This window comes from Streptomyces canus (assembly GCF_041435015.1).
Lineage (GTDB): Bacteria > Actinomycetota > Actinomycetes > Streptomycetales > Streptomycetaceae > Streptomyces > Streptomyces canus_G.
Genome location: NZ_CP107989.1, coordinates 756,845 through 772,010, shown reverse-complemented (window position 1 = coordinate 772,010; position 15,166 = coordinate 756,845). Strand labels below are relative to the sequence as shown.

Genomic DNA, 15,166 nt, shown 5'->3' with positions numbered 1-15,166 from the left:
AGCGGCTCAGCCGGCGATAGGTACATGAGGGAGCGGCTCAGCCGGCGATGGTCCGTTCCGAGCCCCAGTAGGGGCGGCGCATCGCGCGTTTGTCGAGCTTGCCCATCGCGTTGCGCAGCAGCTCGGGAACGACCTCGTACGACTTCGGGCACTTGTAGGCGGCGAGGCGCTCGCGGCAGAAGGCGTCCAGCTCGTCGGCGGGCGGCTCGTCCCCGGCCACCACGACCAGCGCCCGCAGCGACTCGCCGAAGTCCGGGTCGGGCACGCCGATCACGGCGACCTCGACGACCGCCGGGTGCCGGCGCAGGACCGCCTCGCTCTCGGCCGGGTACAGGTTCACGCCGCCGGAGACCACGACATCCGCGGCCCGGTCGGTGATGAAGATGTAGCCGTCGGAGTCGATGTAGCCGATGTCGCCGAGCGTGAAGACGCCGGGGGAGAGGTAGGCGGATCTGGTCTTGTCCGGGTCCGCGTGGTAGCGGACGCCCTGGTCCTCGGGGGCCCGGAAAGCCAGCAGCCCGTGCTCCCCGGGGGGCAGTCGCCGGCCGTCGTCACCGGTGACCAGGACCTCGAACGGAGGCCGGGCACGCCCGACCGAGCCGGGGTGCGCCAGCCATTCGGTGCTGCTGATGCGCGCCACGGTTCCGGCTTCGCTGGCGCCGTACGACTCGGTCAGCACCGGACCGAACCAGTCGATCATGGCGCGCTTCACGTCCGGCGGGCACGCGGAGCCGGTGTGGGAGACCTGCCGCAGGCTGGAGACGTCGTACCGGGCGCGGATGTCTTCCGGGAGGGCGAGCAGCCGTTGGAAATGGGTGGGCACCATCACCGTCGAGGAGACCTGCCACTTCTGCACCCGGCTGAGGAACGACTCCGCGTCGTATCTGCCGAGGACGACCACCGGCTGACCGGCCGCCAGGTGCCGCAGCGAGGTCAGTGGGGCGTTGTGCTGCAGGGGGCCGCACACCAGGTGGGGTCCCGGCGGGAATCCGGGCCGGGCGGACATCGCGGTGAGGTAGGCGGAGCAGTCGGCGACGGGGCCGCTCACCCAGCGCACCTCGGTGCCGCGCGCTCGTCCGGTGGTTCCCGAGGTGTACACGAGCGGAGGCCGGGCGGGCCGGTCCGTCGGGAGGGTGCGTCCGGCGGGCGCGGTGGCCAGCCACTTGTCCCAGTCGAACGCGTGCCCGGCTGGTGGCGTTCCGTGCGTCACGATCGGCAGGCCCAGTTCCCGGGCCGCGTCGAGGGCGGCACCCGCGCCGGCCGGTCCCGCGACGATGCCGGTCACCCCCGCGTCGATGATCTGGTCGACGAGTTCGCCCGAGGTGAGGTTCCGGGACGTGGCCACGGTCCCCACTCCGGCGCGCAGGCCCGCCAGATGGGCCACCAGCGTCGGAATCGCGTTGTCGCCGAGGACGGCGATCCGGTCGCCGGGACCGGGCGCGATCTCCAGCAGCCGGGCCGCCGCCCGGGCCACCTGGTCGGCGAGGCCGGACCAGGACAGCACCCCCAGGTCGTCCGCCAGGGCGGGCTCCTCGGGTGTCTCCTGGGCGCGACGGTCGAGTGGCAGCAGCGACATGGCTCCTCCGGCGGCTCCGCGGTCCTCTCCCGATGTCGACGGGAGAGAGGGAATGCGGAGACTGTAGCGTTTATCAAGAAAGTACGGAACACTCTGACCCCGGACGAAGTCATTCCCGCATGTTCCAGCGGTGACAGAGGCGTGCAGCCCACTCGCTGTTACTCAAACCGTCGTCTGGTAAGTACCCGAGGAGGAGCCATGTCCCAGCCCGATCCGGACGCATGGCGTCGGCAGGTCCGGCAGTGGCTGGCCACGGTGCTCGAACCGGCGCCGGCGCCGCAGTCCACCGCACAGGCCGCCGACCTCGCCGTGTTCCACAACCTCCCGGAGGACGAGGAACGCCTCCTGCTGGATCGCTGCCGCGCCTATCAGCGGGCCCGCTTCGACGCCGGCTACCAGGCGCTGACACTCCCCGAGGACAAGGGCGGCGCGGGCCTGAGCGCCGCGCACGTGGCGGTCTTCGCCCAGGAGGAGTCCGCGTTCGAGGTGCCGCCGTCCACCGAGCTGATCAGTGTCACGGTGCGCCTGGTCGCGATGGCCGTCTCCCTGTTCGGGACGGACGAGCAACGCCGCGACCACGCCCGCGCGTTCCTGCGCACCGACCTGCTGGCCTGCCAGCTCTTCAGCGAACCCGGCGCCGGCTCCGACCTCGCGGCCCTGCGCACCCGGGCCCGGCAGGACGGTGACGAGTGGGTGATCGACGGCCAGAAGGTGTGGACCTCGGGCGCCCAGTTCGCCGACTACGGTCTGCTGCTCGCCCGTACCGACCCGGACGTCGTCAAACAGGCCGGCATCACCGCCTTCCTGGTCCCGATGGACGCCCCCGGAGTGGAGGTGCGCCCCATCCGGCAGATGAGCGGCGGCACCTCCTTCAACGAGGTGTTCCTCAGCGGCGTACGCGTCCCGGACCGGCTCCGGATCGGGCGGCCGGGCCAGGGCTGGGAGGTCGCCAACGCCACCCTCGCCTTCGAGCGGACCGCCTCCGGCAGCGGCAACCGTCGCAAGGGCGGCACCTTCCCGGACGTCCTCGCGCTCGCCCGCTCCCTCGGCCGGACCGGGGATCCACTGGTCCGCCAGCGCCTGGCCGACCTGTACGTCCGTGCCGCCCTGCGCGCGGCCACCGTCGACCGCGTCGCCAGGACGAGCGCCGCCGGCGGCCGGCCGGGTCCGGAGGCCTCGTTGACCAAACTCATGGCCTCCGAACTGCTCACCCGCACCGGCCAGGTCGCCGCCGAGCTGATGGGGGCGCGGATCAGCGCCGACACCGGGGAACCGGGCACCTTCGCCTGGACCCAGCATCTGCTCGGCGCCCCCGGCTACCGGCTGGCCGGAGGCACCGACCAGATCCAGCGCAACCTGATCGGCGAACGGGTGCTCAAGCTGCCGCCGGAACCCCGGGTGGACCGGGCGCCGTTCTCACAGCTTCCCGGCGACTAAGAGGCCTCCAAGAGGCCTTCTCACAAAGGAGTGACATCGATGGAACTGGGACTGACAGGCGCGAAGGCGCTGGTGACCGGTGCGAGCCGGGGTATCGGCCGGGCGATCGCCGAGACCCTGGCCGCCGAGGGTTGTGCGCTGGCCCTGTGCGCCCGGGGCGAGGAAGGGCTGGCCAAGGCGGCCGCCGAACTGCGGGCCGAAGGGGCCACCGTCTTCGCGGAACCGGTCGACGTCACCGACCCGGCCGCCCTCGCGGGCTTCGTCGAGCGCGCGGCCGGTGAACTCGGCGGACTGGACCTGCTGGTGTCCAATGTCTCGGCGGGCAACGTCAAAGGGCCCGAGTCGTGGGAGGCCAGCCTGCGCGGCGACCTGATCCCGTTCGCCGGACTCGTCGAGGCGGCCCTTCCCCATCTTGAGGCCTCCGACCGGGCCGCCGTCGTGGCCATCGGCACCACCAACGCCTCCGACACCGCCCGCCCGGCGGGCGCCAACTCCTACTCCGCGCTGAAGGCCGCCGTCGTCCAGCACGCCTCGGCCCTCGCCCATGCCCTCGCCCCGAAGGGCATCCGCGTCAACACCGTCTCGCCCGGCCCGATCGACTTCCCCGGCGGCGCGTGGGAGACCATCCGCACCAGCCGCCCGGAGGTCTACGAGGAGGTGCTCGCCAAGCTGCCGATCGGCCGCTACGGCACCGCCGAGGACGTGGCCGCGGCGGTGGCGTTCCTGCTCGGCCGGACGGGCTCCTTCTGTGTCGGAGTCAACCTCGTGGTGGACGGCGGGCTGCTGACCCGCGTCCAGTACTGAGCCGTGGCGGGCCCGGCGGGCCGCCTGGACGCCGTACTGGTCTGCGGCGGCAGATGGCACGACTTCGACCACGCGCGGCTCAGGCTGCTGGAGATGCTGGGCGACCATCCCCGGGTGCGCACCAGGGTCTACCAGGACTACGACTGTCTCCCCGCGCTGGAGCAGGCGGATCTGCTGGTCAGCTACACCTGCGATGTGCGGCCCCGCCCGGCGCAGCGGGACGCGCTGGCACGCTTCACCGCGCGGGGCGGGCGCTGGCTCGCCCTGCACGGCACCAACGCGGTGATCGAGGCGTCCGCTCCCGGTGGATCCCGGATGTTCTCCACCCCCCGGCTGCTCGGGCAGCTGGCCGACGTGCTCGGCAGCCAGTTCCTGGCGCACCCGCCCATCGAGCCGTACGAGGTGCGCGTGACCCGGCCCGACCATCCGCTGGTCGCCGGGATCGAACCGTTCACCGTCACCGACGAGCTGTACGTGTGCGAGCTGCACGGGGAGCTGGAAGTGCTGCTGCACGCCGAGTTCACCGGGCCGTGCCGCGGCTTCGAGGAGGGCGACACGGCGGCGCGGGACGGCGAGCCCCGTCCCGTCCTCTATCTGAAACGGCACGGTCTCGGCGAGGTCTGCTACTTCACCCTCGGCCACTGCCGGGGCCGGTACGACATGCAGGACCTCGGTGTGGACGACACCCGGCGCGTGGACCGGGGGCCCTGGGAGACCCCGGAGTTCCTGACGGTGCTCGGGCGGTGTCTGGAGCGGGCCGTGGGCGCGGAGCGTCCGGTCACCGAAGCGGCACTCCCCTCGGCCTGACGTGCCTGGGTCCGGGTCCCCGCGGGGACCCGGACCCAGGCACGCGTGGCTCAGCCGTGCGGCAGGACGACCGCGCGCCCGCCCACCTCGCCGGCATGCAGGCGCTCGTACGCCAGGGGGGCCTCCTCGATCGAGAAGGTCTCGACGTGGGAGGAGACGAGCCCCTGCCTCGCCAGTTCGAGGACCTCGATGAGCTCCCGGCGGCTGCCCCAGTAGGGGGCGCAGACGGACACGTCGAACGGCAGACCGCCGCCGAAGCCGACCGCGAGAGTGCCACCCCCGATACCGACGACGGTGACATCGCCGGCCACCGCCACCGAGGCGCCGGCCACCGCCAGGGTCGCCTCGGCCCCCACGAAGTCCAGCACCACGTCGGCCCCGACGCCGTCGGTCAGCTCCCGCACCCGGGCCGCCGCCTCGCCGTCGGAGAGCAGCGTCTCGTGGGCGCCGACCGCGCGGGCCAGCTCCAGCTTCTCCTTGCCGACATCGAGGGCGACCACCCGGGCCGGGGTCAACGCCCGCAGCAGTTGTACGGCGATATGACCCAGGCCGCCGACGCCGACCACCACCGCCGTGCTGCCGGGCACGAGCTTGGGCAGGGACGCGCGGATCGCGTGGTACGGGGTCAGGCCGGCGTCCGTCAGGGGTGCGGCCTGCACCGGGTCCAGCCCGTTCAGCGGCACCAGATGGCGCGGCGAGTCCACCACCATGTACTCCGCGAGCGCGCCCGGCGAGCCGAGCCCCGGCGGCATGATGCCGAGCCCGGCGGCGTGCGGGCAGGAGTTCTCCCTGCCCTCCGCGCACGCCCGGCACAGACCACAGCCCCACGGGCCGTACACCGCCACCTCGTCGCCCTCGGCCACTCCCACGGCCCCGCTGCCCAGTCCCGCGACGGTGCCGACGCCCTCGTGGCCGAGCGTCATCGGCAGGGGATACGGGAACTGCTCCTGCGGCCAGCTCATGACCGCCAGGTCCGAGTGGCACAGCCCCGCGGCCGTCACCTTCAGCAGCACCTGTCCCGGGCCCGGCTCGGGCACGGGAACCTCGACGACCTCGGGCGCGTTGCCCACCGTCCGGTACTGAACCGCCTTCATCATGTGAACTCCTTGTCCGGGACGGATACGTCGTCCGCCTCGGCGACCGTGGGCGCCTTGTGGCGGCGCAGGACCGCCGGCAGGGTGATCCGCCCTCCCGTGAGAACGAGCGCGACGATGAGGACGGCACCGGTGAACAGGCTCGCGGCCCACTGCGCGCTGGTGGCGAGTCCGAGCCCGGTGATGCCGGTGCCGAGCAGCAGCACCGCGATCACCGTCCCCCAGGCGTTGAAGCGGCCCGCACGCAACTGCGTCGCGCCGACGAAGGCCGCCGCGTAGGCAGACAGGAGATACGGAGTGCCCGCGCTCGGCGATCCGGACCCCACCGAGGACGCGAAGACGACTCCCGCGAATCCCGAGACCAGTGCGGACGTCACCAGGGTCAGAAAGCGCAGCCGGTTGGTGCGCACCCCCTGCAGGCGTGCCGCGTCGGCGTTGAAGCCGGTCGCGTACAACCGGCGCCCGGTCGCGGTGTGTTCCAGCAGGAACCAGATGGCCGTCGCGGCGAGCAGCAGGTACAGCACCGGCAGGGTGATGCCGCCCGCGTCGAGCTGAGCGATGTCGGCGAACGGCTTGGCCAGCAGCTGGACCCCGGTGATGGAGCTGTCGTCGGTGACCATCGTGATCAGGGACTGGATCAAAGCGCCGGTGGCCAGGGTGGCGATGAACGAGTCGACCCGCAGCACCACCACCACGACTCCGTTGACCACCCCCACCACGAGCGCGGCGGTCATCGCCAGGGCGATCGCGGCGCCGGGGCCCAGGCCCGTGGAGACCAGGAAGTGGGCGGTCAGCACACTCGTGAGGGACATGGTGTAGGCGACCGACAGATCGAAGACGCGTGCGGCCAGCGGGAGTACGACGCTGAGCGCCACCAGTCCGGCCACCGCGTTGCCGTTCAGGACCTGCTTGACCGTGGTGACGGTAGGGAACGTGTCCGGTGCCCACACGGAGAAGAGGACGATGATCAGCAGCCATACGTAGACGGCGCCGACGGTGCGGAACGACAGGGCTGCCGCCGCCCGTCGGCTCAGCGTGCCCAGGCTCCGCGGGCCGGACGCCGTGGGCACCTCGCTTTCGCTCGGCCGGAACTCGGCGGTCCGGGTCGGGGTGGATGTCATGTCACTCGGTTCCTTCCTCGGTCCACTCGGTTCCTTCCATGGCGTGGACCAGCGAGGGCTCGGTGATGTCCCGGCCGCTGATCTCCCGTACGATCCGGCCGTCCCGTACCACCAGGACCCGGGTGCACAGGGCGAGCAGGTCCTCGGTGTCGGACGAGGACACGATCACGCCCATCCCCTCATCGGCCTGACGCTCTATCAGGTCGTACAGCTGCAGCCGGGTCGCGATGTCGACGCCCGCCGTGGGCTCGCACAGCACCAGTACCGGCGGCCGCTGGGCCAGGCAGCGGGCCACGACGACCTTTTGCTGGTTGCCGCCGCTCAGCGTGGTGATCCGGGCGCCGCGGCCGGCCGTGCGCACCCCGACCCGCCCGATCCATTCCTCGGCGAGTGAGGATTCGCGGCGCCGGTGCAGCCGCCCGGCCCGGGCGCGGAGCCGGCTGAGCAGCGGGAGGGTGAGGTTCTCGCCGACCGAGAAGTCACCGATCACGCCCTCGCCGGCCCGGTCCGCGGGCACGAGAGGGATACCGAGCCGCCCCGCGTCCTTCGCTTCGACCCAGCGCGGGGAGCGCTCAGGCACCCGCACCTGGCCGCGCACCGGTCCGCCGTACGCCCCGCACACCGCGTACGGCACCACCTCGTGGCCCGAGCCGACCAGGCCGGTGATGCCCAGCCGCTCGCCCCGGGCCAGGGTGAAGTCGACGCCGTGCAGCGGTCCGGCCGACAATCCGCGCACCTCCAGCACGGCCTCGGCGCCATCGGCAACGGGCCGCGGCCGGTGCTCGGTCTCCGTCTCCTCGCCCGCCATCAGCTCCGCCAGCGACCGGGGAGTGAGCTCGCCGACCCGGCGGGTGGCGATCCGGCGGCCGCCGCGGATCACGGTGACCCGGTCGGCGAGCGCGAAGATCTCGTCCATCCGGTGCGAGACGTACAGGACGCTGGCACCGGAGTCGCGGATCTCCCGCACGATGTCGAAGAGCCGGGCCACCTCTCCGGGCGGCAGCACCGCGGTCGGCTCGTCGAGCACCAGGACGCCTCGGCGGCCCTCCCAGCCCTGCAGGGCGGCGGCGATGGCCACCACCGCGCGCTGGACGGGGGTGGCGGTCGACAGGGGACGGCGTACGTCGATGCCGAGCCCGAAGCGTTCGACCAGGGCCGCCGTACGGCGTTCCATCTCCGGCCAGCGGATGTTGCCCAGGGCCGTACGGGCGAAGCCGCGGCTGAGGGCGAGGTTGTCCGTGGCGCTCAACTCGCCCACCAGGCCCAGCTCCTGGTGGACGAAGCGGAGCCTGTCGTGCCGGGAGCCGGTGACCTGGCCCAGGCCGAACGGCTCGCCGTCGAGTTCGGCGACCGCTCCCGGGGCGGCGTGGTGATACCCGGCGAGGATCTTGATGAGGGTGGACTTGCCGGAGCCGTTGGGCCCGATCAGCGCATGGATCTCGCCGTGGGCGATGTCGAGGTCGACGTCCTGGAGTGCCTGGGTCGCGCCGAATCGCTTCGACAGTCCGGACACCCGCAGCACGGGCCGGTCGGTCTCCTGCGTCCCGGCCGACCCGAGCGGCGTTTCAGCGTGCACCATTGCTCCTTCCGGCGCTCAGCTCAGACCCCAGAGCGCCTTGAACTGCGCCTGGTAGTCCTCGACGAGCGGGAAGTCACCGTCGGCGGACGGGAGGTTGTCCTTGCCGGTGATCAGCATGTTGGGCAGCACCGCCTTCTGGTCCACCGCCATGGACTGGCCGGTGAAGTGGCGGGCCAGCGCGTCGACCTGGAGCCAGGCGGCCTCGTGGGAGTTGAGGGCCATGGCGGCGTCGCTGAGGCCGCTCTCGATGTACTGGTAGTTCTGCGCGTCACCGACGTTCACCGCGATGTGCTTGCCGGTGATGCCGGCGGTCTTCAGTGCGGCCGGCACGCCCACGTTGAGCAGGCCCAGCGAGAAGACGATGTGGGTCACCTTCGGGTGCGAGCGGACGTACGAGACCACGCGGTCCGGCATGTCCTTGCCGATCGCGGTGATCGGTACGTCGACGGTGTCCAGCCCGCAGCCCGCGCACCACTGCTGGTACTTGGCCGCGAAGGTGTCCTTGACCGGCTTGAGGATGGTGTAGGCGGGCAGGTCGAAGTAGACGGTGTCGGCGTGGGCGCCGCTGTCCGACACCACCCACGAGGCGAGCATCTCGCCCTGGACGGCGACATCCTTCGGCCCGTTTTTCAGCAGCGAGATGCCGTCGCCCGGCACATCGTCGGCGTTCGACTGGACGACCGGGATCCCGGCCTGCTTCAGCTGCGCCAGCTGCTTGGCGTACACCGCGCGCGGGAACCCCGAGGCGACGACGGCGTCCGGCTTGTCGCGCAGTGCCTGCTCGTAGGCGGCCTGGACGGACTCCGGTGTGCCCTGCGTGGCGATCTGCTTGACGTCCCAGCCGAGTTCCTTGGCCCCGGCGGTGAAGAAGTCGGCCAGATCCTTGCAGGACTGCACGCCGCACAGGATGAAGTCGATCTTCTTGCCCGTGGGGATCTTCTTGCCCACCGGTTCGGTGACGGGGATCCGGTCCGGGCGCGCCGAGTACTTCGTGACGGCCGCACGGGCCGCGGTCAGCCCGGCGGGGTCGGCACCCGCGGCCTTGGCGGAGTCGGCGGCCGGAGTGGTGTCGGTGCCGCACGCCGCCAGGGTGAGCAGGGCGGTGACGGGGACGATCGCGGTGAGCGCGCGGCGGAGCGCGCGTCCGGGTCTGGGACTCATCGTTGAGTACTCCCGTGGTGTGGGCCTGCGCTGCCGCGGCCCGCGTCGCTTCCGCGTCCGCGGCGGCCGGTTCTGTCAGGCGGGATCCGTTGCCGCCCGGGTCGGGACGGCACGCATGGGTGAGCGAAAGCTGCGTGGATCGCCGTCGTGGGGTACGGCGCGGGCCGTCGGGGTGACCGGGCGGCGCTGTGGCCGAGAGGGGGTGGAACGCCACCTCTGGCCGTGGAGAAACTTTTGAGGCTCTACAGCCTCGGATGCGACGGAGTGTGACACGCCCCGACCGGCTTTGGGAGGGGTCGGTCCTCACTAATTCAAGGTGAACGTCGCTTGGGTGATGTCGTGAGTGTTGCTCCTGACCGCGATCGATAACTACACTCACTCTAAAGTTTCTGTCGGAGGAGCGAAGATGGACGATACGTCGGAGACGGGCACGGCGCGGTGCCCCGGACCCAGCGTCCAGGACTATCTCGACCGGGACAGCCGGCCGGTCCCCAAGGCGCTGAGGTTCGACCACAACGACCACATCGGCAGCGAGGACATCGATGCCACCCGCTTCACCTCCCGCGCCTGGGCCGAACGCGAGATGGAACAGGTCTGGCGGCGCGTGTGGCAGTTCGCCTGTCTGGAGAGCGAGATCCCCGAGGTCGGCGACCACGAGATCTACGAGATCGGTGACGACTCGCTGATCGTCGTGCGCACGGCACCCGAGGAGATCCGCGCGTACGTCAACGTCTGCCTGCACCGCGGCCGCAAGCTGCGCACGAGCGGCGGCAACGTCGGCGAGTTCCGCTGCCCGTTCCACGGCTTCGCCTGGAACCTCGACGGCAGCATGCAGAGCCCGCCCTGCGCCTGGGACTTCCCGCACGTCACCCCGGAGAAGTTCTCGCTGCCCGAGGCCCAGGTGGCCACCTGGCGCGGCTTCGTCTTCATCAACATGGACCCGTGTGCCGAGTCCTTCGAGAGCTACCGCGGCACCTTCGACGACTACTACATCTGGCCGCTGGAGAACCGCTACAAGTCGCTGCACATCGCCAAGGTGCTGCCCTGTAACTGGAAGGTCGCCCAGGACGCGTTCATCGAGTCCTTCCACGTGATCGCCACGCACCCGCAGATGCTGCCGTGGCTGGCCGACGCCAACTCCCAGTACGACGTGATGGCGGACCAGCCGAACTGGAACCGGATGATCAACATCCAGGGCGCCCCGAGCCCCCATGTGGCCGACTCCGTCACGGAGGAGGACGTCCTGGAGACCTTCTACGACTCCCGCGCGTTCTACGCGGCGGCCCAGGGCCGGGATCTGGTGATACAGGAAGGCGACGCGCTGCCTTCCATCCCGCCCGGCGGCACCGCCCGCCAGGTCCTCGCCCAGCGGATGCGCGATCAGCTGGCGACCACCTCGCAGCAGGACTTCTCGCAGACCGCGGACACCGAACTGCTGGACGCCATCAACTACCTGCTGTTCCCCAACTTCAACCCCTGGGGCGGCGCCAAGTCCAACATCATCTACCGGTTCCGGCCCCACGGCCTCGACCCCGACTCCTGCACCGCGGAGATCATCTTCATGTCGGCCCCGAAGCAGCCCGGCGAGATGCCGCCCCCGGCCAAGATCCGCTGGGTGCCGGACGACATGCTCTTCGCGGACATCCCCGAACTCGGCGTCCTCGGGCCGGTCTTCGACCAGGACTGCGAGAACCTGCCCTATGTCCAGCAGGGCCTGAAGGCGATGCGCAAGCCGGGCATCACACTGTCCAACTACCAGGAGAGCCGCATCCGCCACTTCAACCAGACGCTCGACCAGTGGATGAACACGTGACCCACACGGTGGCGGTCAGGCCCTCGGACGTCGAGATCGAAGTCCGCGACGGCGAGGACCTGTTCAGCGCCGCCCAGCGGCTCGGCTACCGCTGGCCCACCGTCTGCGGCGGCATGGGCACCTGCCGCACCTGCTTCGTCCAGGTCGAGGAGGGCGCGGAGAACTGTTCTCCCGTGGGCCCGCTGGAGCGCGAGGGCATCGAGGCCCTGCGCAGGCCGGTGGACGGCCTGACCAGGCTCGCCTGCCGGCTCCGGGTCGAGGGCCCGGTGACCGTGACCAAACGCGGCGTACGCCGCCGACCGCAGGAGTGAGCCGTGAGCCCCAAGCAAGTGACCCATCCGCTGACCGGGCAGGTGTACCGGCTCACCGAGGACGGGCTGGTCGAAGTGACCGACCCACGGACCGGAGCCCGCGGCATTTTCGACTTCCAGGCCCGCTGGCAGTCCGGCGAACTGCGCCACGCCGACCTCCAGATGGCCGGCTGGGTGGGCCGTCTCGCCCAGCGGCGCGGCGCCACGCCGCCGGAGGCGTGAGCCGATGGCGCCCCGCACCACCCGCGTGGTCTGCCTGGTGCGCCGGCCCGACGGGGAACCGACCCTCGGGGACTTCGCCGTCGAGGAGCGCCCGCTTCCACCCCTGAGCGAGGGGTGGTTGCTCGTCCGCAACCTCTACATGAGCGTCGACCCGTCGATGCGTGGGCGCCTGGAGAGCACCGAGAAGCACTACACACACAACTTCACGCCCGGCTCGCCGCTGGACGGCCGCGCCCTCGGCGTCGTGGAGGAGAGCCGCTGTCCGTCCGTGCCGCCGGGCACCTTCGTACGCCATCAGCTCGGCTGGCGGGAGTGGGCCGTCCTCGACCCCGCGGACACCGATGCCGCAGGCCGTATCGACCCGCAACTCGCCCCGCTGACCACGTGGTTGGGGCTGCTCGGGCAGACCGGCTTCACCGCCTACGTCGGGCTCGCGCGGATCGCCGAGGTGCGCCCCGGCGACACCGTCTTCGTGTCGGCGGCGGCCGGGGCCGTCGGCAGCGCGGCCGGACAGTTCGCCCGGCTGCTGGGCGCCGAGCGCGTCATCGGAACCGCCGGAGGGCCGGACAAGTGCGCCCTGCTGGTCAAGGAGTTCGGCTACGACGCCGCCGCGGACTACCGCGCCGAGCCGGTGCGCGACGCCCTCGCCCGCCTGGCGCCCGACGGCATCGACGTGTACTTCGACAACGTCGGCGGGGAGCAACTCGCCGCCGCCCTGCACGCGTTGCGGACGGGCGGCCGGATCGCCCTGTGCGGCATGATGTCGCAGTTCGGCGGGGAGCGTCGGTCCACCGACATCAACCAGCTGATCCAGGCCGTCCTCAAGCGGCTCACCCTGCGCGGCTTCATCGTGCGCGATCACGACGACCTGCGGCCGGAGTTCGAGAGCCGCGTGGCCGACTGGCTCCGCTCGGGCCGCGTCACCGCCCGCGAGACGGTGACGGACGGCCTCGACAGCGCGGCCGGCGCCCTGCTGGCGCTGCTGGACGGTGGCAACGTCGGCAAGATGCTGGTCCGGTTGGCCGACGATCCTTACAGTCGCGCATAGTTCAGGGGGCGTAGGCAGCGCGGCCTACGCCCCCGGTCACACCCCTGTGCCTACCGCATGGAGTGACTCGCCCCGATGCTGAAGACCTCCATGGAGACACCCACCCGCGTCAGCCCCGTCGTGGCCGCGCGGAACTCCTTGATGTGCGCGGTGGCGAAGTGCTCGTCGAGGGCCTGCTGGGACACCCAGCGCTCATACACCCGGATCCGGCGCTCGTCGGCGGGATCCGCGGTCATGGCGTAGTCCAGACAGCCGGGTTCCGCCGCACGCGTGCGCTTTCCGACCTCGACGAGGTGGCCCAGCATCGTGTCGCGGTCCGCGGGCTCGTAGTCCATCCAGCCGGCGACGATGATTTCCTCTGCCACGGTGCTCCTTTCCGTACGCACGCCCGCGGGCCCGCCGCCCCCTGTCAGGAAGGAACGCCGGGCCCGTGGGCCGTTCAGACGGCGAGTGCCGCCGGGACGCCGTCCACGGTGACCGTGCCCTTGGTGCCGTCGACCGTGATCACCATGCCGTCCCGCAGCCGCCGGGTACCGCCCTCGACCGAGATGACGGCCGGGATGCCCAGCTCCCGGCAGACCACGACGGCGTGGCTGTTGAGCGCGCCCACGTCCACCACGGCCGCCCCGGCGACCAGGAACAGCGGTGTCCAGGCCGCGTCGGTGATCGGTGCCACCAGCACCTCGCCCGGCTCCAGCGCCTCGCATGAGGCCGGGTCGGTGACCACCCGCACCCGGCCGGTGTAGGTGCCCTGGCTGCCGCCGACACCCGTCAGCACATCGCCTTCACCGGCGGACGTGATCCCGTCCTCGCTGCGCCGCGGCCAGGTGTCGATCGCCGTCTGGGCGTCCTGGGCGACGAAGAAGGGCGGTTCCAGCTCCCGCAGCCCGGCGTACTCCCCAAGCCGCTGCGCGATGACGGGGCCGAAGCGCCCCGGGTCGGCGACGTAGTCGTCGAGCTCGCTCTCCAGCAGCATCATCACGTCCTCGGGCTCGGCGAAGAGCCCCGCCCCGACCCCGCGGCGGCCCAGTTCCCGTACCGCCATCCGGATCTCGTTGATGACGGTCACGCAGTTCGCCTTGGTCCGCTCGCGGGCCGGGATCCACACCTGGGAGGCGTGCATGCCGGCGTCGAACATCGGCTGGGCGTCCTCGGGGAGGGCGTCCCGGATCTCCTTCGCGAGCCGTTCGCGGCGCTCGGTCAGCCGCCGGTGGCGCTCGGCCGGGGAGTCGTCGTCCGGGCTGTGCCGGATGCGGTCGACGAGAGCCAGGGCCTGGACCGGTGCCGCCTCCCAGGACAGTGCGTGGATGTCCCACTCGTTGGGGCCCCGGTCACCGGACGCGGCCAGGAACTCCTCGAAGGCGTCCCGGAACGCCTTCACGTCCCCGCTCGCCCCGTCCAGCGCCCGCTCCACTGCCGCCGTACCCCGGTCGAACAGCGCGGTCAGCTCGGTCGAGGCCACCACTTGGCGGGACAGTGCCCACAGCCCGGTGGAGGGGGAGGCCGAGTCGACGTCACCGAGTCCGCCGATGAGGTCCAGCATGGCGCCGGGCCGGTCCAGGCCCGCGCACAGCGGACCGAGGATGGCCGGTCCGACGGACGCCGGCAGCGACGACTCGACGTGCCGCTGGAAGGTGGTCTCCACCTCGTCGAGGAGCGAACGGGCGTGTGCCACGAGTTCCGCGGCGGACAACCGCGTCAGGTCGGGCCGCTCGCGGCGGATCCGGCGCAGCCGTTCCTGGTCGGCGTCGGCCTCGGGGAAGCCGGTCTGTCCCAGCATCCGCTGCACCGTCGCCCCGGCCTTGGCCGTCAGTTCCGCGTCCTCGTCCTCCGGATGCGCCACGTACACAGGGGTGTCGGAGCGCTGGCCGACGAAGGCCGTGTCGATCTGGTCCGCCGTCTGCCCCATACGGATGCCGAACAGCCGCATGTGCGACAGGTTGAGGTAGAAGTACCCGCCGAACATTCCGGCGAACGGCGGCCAGGGGCCTGCCACTTCCTCCTCGCGGTAGATGCCGAACCCGACGAAGCCGCGGCGCCAGCCCTGCAGCCCGCGTCCCCACACCAGGGTCCAGCCCAGTGGGCTGGCGGGCTCCGGCAGGGTCTCGCCCGCGTTGGCGCGGGTGTAGTGGGGCAGCCGCTCACTGCGGCGCCCGTCCGTGATCCAGCTCTTCATGCCGAGGATCTCCTGCT

General features: G+C 71.6%; 14 protein-coding genes. 7 read left to right on the top strand and 7 right to left on the bottom strand.

Annotation, left to right across the window (positions count from 1 at the left end; translation table 11 throughout):
* Positions 1-37 precede the first annotated feature (37 nt).
* Positions 38-1,576 (bottom strand): AMP-binding protein, encoded by a 1,539-nt coding sequence (locus OG841_RS03710; RefSeq protein WP_365121753.1) that lies wholly within the window; start codon positions 1,574-1,576, stop codon positions 38-40.
* Between the two features lie 198 nt (positions 1,577-1,774).
* On the opposite strand from OG841_RS03710, the gene OG841_RS03705 reads away from it, so the two are divergent.
* From OG841_RS03705 to OG841_RS03695, 3 genes are read left to right on the top strand one after another with little or no spacing between them, the layout of a single operon-like run.
* On the top strand, positions 1,775-3,013 hold the full coding sequence (locus OG841_RS03705; RefSeq protein ID WP_328642803.1) for an acyl-CoA dehydrogenase family protein: 1,239 nt from the start codon (positions 1,775-1,777) through the stop codon (positions 3,011-3,013).
* A gap of 39 nt (positions 3,014-3,052) precedes the next feature.
* On the top strand, positions 3,053-3,817 hold the full coding sequence (locus OG841_RS03700; protein ID WP_280860607.1) for an SDR family NAD(P)-dependent oxidoreductase: 765 nt from the start codon (positions 3,053-3,055) through the stop codon (positions 3,815-3,817).
* Between the two features lie 3 nt (positions 3,818-3,820).
* On the top strand, positions 3,821-4,624 hold the full coding sequence (locus OG841_RS03695) for a ThuA domain-containing protein (protein WP_365121756.1): 804 nt from the start codon (positions 3,821-3,823) through the stop codon (positions 4,622-4,624).
* 50 nt (positions 4,625-4,674) lie between these two features.
* On the opposite strand, the gene OG841_RS03690 is transcribed toward OG841_RS03695, so the two are convergent.
* From OG841_RS03690 to OG841_RS03675, 4 genes are read right to left on the bottom strand one after another with little or no spacing between them, the layout of a single operon-like run.
* Positions 4,675-5,718: an NAD(P)-dependent alcohol dehydrogenase gene (locus tag OG841_RS03690; RefSeq protein ID WP_365121773.1), complete on the bottom strand. Its 1,044-nt coding sequence runs from the start codon at positions 5,716-5,718 to the stop codon at positions 4,675-4,677.
* The gene (locus tag OG841_RS03685; protein ID WP_328642805.1) at positions 5,718-6,839 is read right to left on the bottom strand and encodes an ABC transporter permease; all 1,122 of its coding nucleotides are present in this window, start codon (positions 6,837-6,839) and stop codon (positions 5,718-5,720) included. The genes OG841_RS03690 and OG841_RS03685 overlap by 1 nt, the downstream gene beginning before the upstream one ends.
* 1 nt (position 6,840) lies before the next feature.
* The gene (locus OG841_RS03680; protein WP_328642806.1) at positions 6,841-8,418 is read right to left on the bottom strand and encodes a sugar ABC transporter ATP-binding protein; all 1,578 of its coding nucleotides are present in this window, start codon (positions 8,416-8,418) and stop codon (positions 6,841-6,843) included.
* Positions 8,419-8,433: 15 nt separating this feature from the next.
* Positions 8,434-9,579 carry a substrate-binding domain-containing protein gene (locus OG841_RS03675; protein ID WP_328642807.1) on the bottom strand — a complete coding sequence of 382 codons (1,146 nt, stop codon included), beginning with the start codon at positions 9,577-9,579 and terminating at the stop codon, positions 8,434-8,436.
* Between the two features lie 406 nt (positions 9,580-9,985).
* On the opposite strand from OG841_RS03675, the gene OG841_RS03670 reads away from it, so the two are divergent.
* From OG841_RS03670 to OG841_RS03655, 4 genes are read left to right on the top strand one after another with little or no spacing between them, the layout of a single operon-like run.
* Positions 9,986-11,392 (top strand): aromatic ring-hydroxylating oxygenase subunit alpha, encoded by a 1,407-nt coding sequence (locus OG841_RS03670; protein ID WP_328642808.1) that lies wholly within the window; start codon positions 9,986-9,988, stop codon positions 11,390-11,392.
* On the top strand, positions 11,377-11,703 hold the full coding sequence (locus OG841_RS03665; RefSeq protein ID WP_328642809.1) for a 2Fe-2S iron-sulfur cluster binding domain-containing protein: 327 nt from the start codon (positions 11,377-11,379) through the stop codon (positions 11,701-11,703). Before OG841_RS03670 ends, OG841_RS03665 begins: the two co-directional genes overlap by 16 nt.
* Positions 11,704-11,706: 3 nt before the next feature.
* Positions 11,707-11,925, top strand: a complete 219-nt coding sequence (locus tag OG841_RS03660; protein WP_328642810.1) for a transposase — start codon at positions 11,707-11,709, stop codon at positions 11,923-11,925.
* Positions 11,926-11,929: 4 nt separating this feature from the next.
* Positions 11,930-12,973 carry an NADP-dependent oxidoreductase gene (locus OG841_RS03655; protein ID WP_328642811.1) on the top strand — a complete coding sequence of 348 codons (1,044 nt, stop codon included), beginning with the start codon at positions 11,930-11,932 and terminating at the stop codon, positions 12,971-12,973.
* A 50-nt stretch (positions 12,974-13,023) separates the two neighbouring features.
* On the opposite strand, the gene OG841_RS03650 is transcribed toward OG841_RS03655, so the two are convergent.
* Positions 13,024-13,338 (bottom strand): putative quinol monooxygenase, encoded by a 315-nt coding sequence (locus tag OG841_RS03650; protein WP_328642812.1) that lies wholly within the window; start codon positions 13,336-13,338, stop codon positions 13,024-13,026.
* A gap of 74 nt (positions 13,339-13,412) precedes the next feature.
* The gene (locus OG841_RS03645) at positions 13,413-15,149 is read right to left on the bottom strand and encodes a PEP-utilizing enzyme (RefSeq protein ID WP_328642813.1); all 1,737 of its coding nucleotides are present in this window, start codon (positions 15,147-15,149) and stop codon (positions 13,413-13,415) included.
* Between the last annotated feature and the right edge of the window lie 17 nt (positions 15,150-15,166).

Excerpts from the sequence above, each read along its gene's own strand:
- OG841_RS03670 (WP_328642808.1), top strand. The coding sequence starts at position 9,986 with ATGGACGATACGTCGGAGACGGGCACGGCGCGGTGCCCCGGACCCAGC.
- OG841_RS03700 (WP_280860607.1), top strand. The coding sequence starts at position 3,053 with ATGGAACTGGGACTGACAGGCGCGAAGGCGCTGGTGACCGGTGCGAGC.
- OG841_RS03680 (WP_328642806.1), bottom strand. The coding sequence starts at position 8,418 with ATGGTGCACGCTGAAACGCCGCTCGGGTCGGCCGGGACGCAGGAGACC.
- OG841_RS03710 (WP_365121753.1), bottom strand. The coding sequence starts at position 1,576 with ATGTCGCTGCTGCCACTCGACCGTCGCGCCCAGGAGACACCCGAGGAG.
- OG841_RS03655 (WP_328642811.1), top strand. The coding sequence starts at position 11,930 with ATGGCGCCCCGCACCACCCGCGTGGTCTGCCTGGTGCGCCGGCCCGAC.
- OG841_RS03690 (WP_365121773.1), bottom strand. The coding sequence starts at position 5,718 with ATGAAGGCGGTTCAGTACCGGACGGTGGGCAACGCGCCCGAGGTCGTC.
- OG841_RS03685 (WP_328642805.1), bottom strand. The coding sequence starts at position 6,839 with ATGACATCCACCCCGACCCGGACCGCCGAGTTCCGGCCGAGCGAAAGC.
- OG841_RS03645 (WP_328642813.1), bottom strand. The coding sequence starts at position 15,149 with ATGAAGAGCTGGATCACGGACGGGCGCCGCAGTGAGCGGCTGCCCCAC.
- OG841_RS03705 (WP_328642803.1), top strand. The coding sequence starts at position 1,775 with ATGTCCCAGCCCGATCCGGACGCATGGCGTCGGCAGGTCCGGCAGTGG.
- OG841_RS03675 (WP_328642807.1), bottom strand. The coding sequence starts at position 9,579 with ATGAGTCCCAGACCCGGACGCGCGCTCCGCCGCGCGCTCACCGCGATC.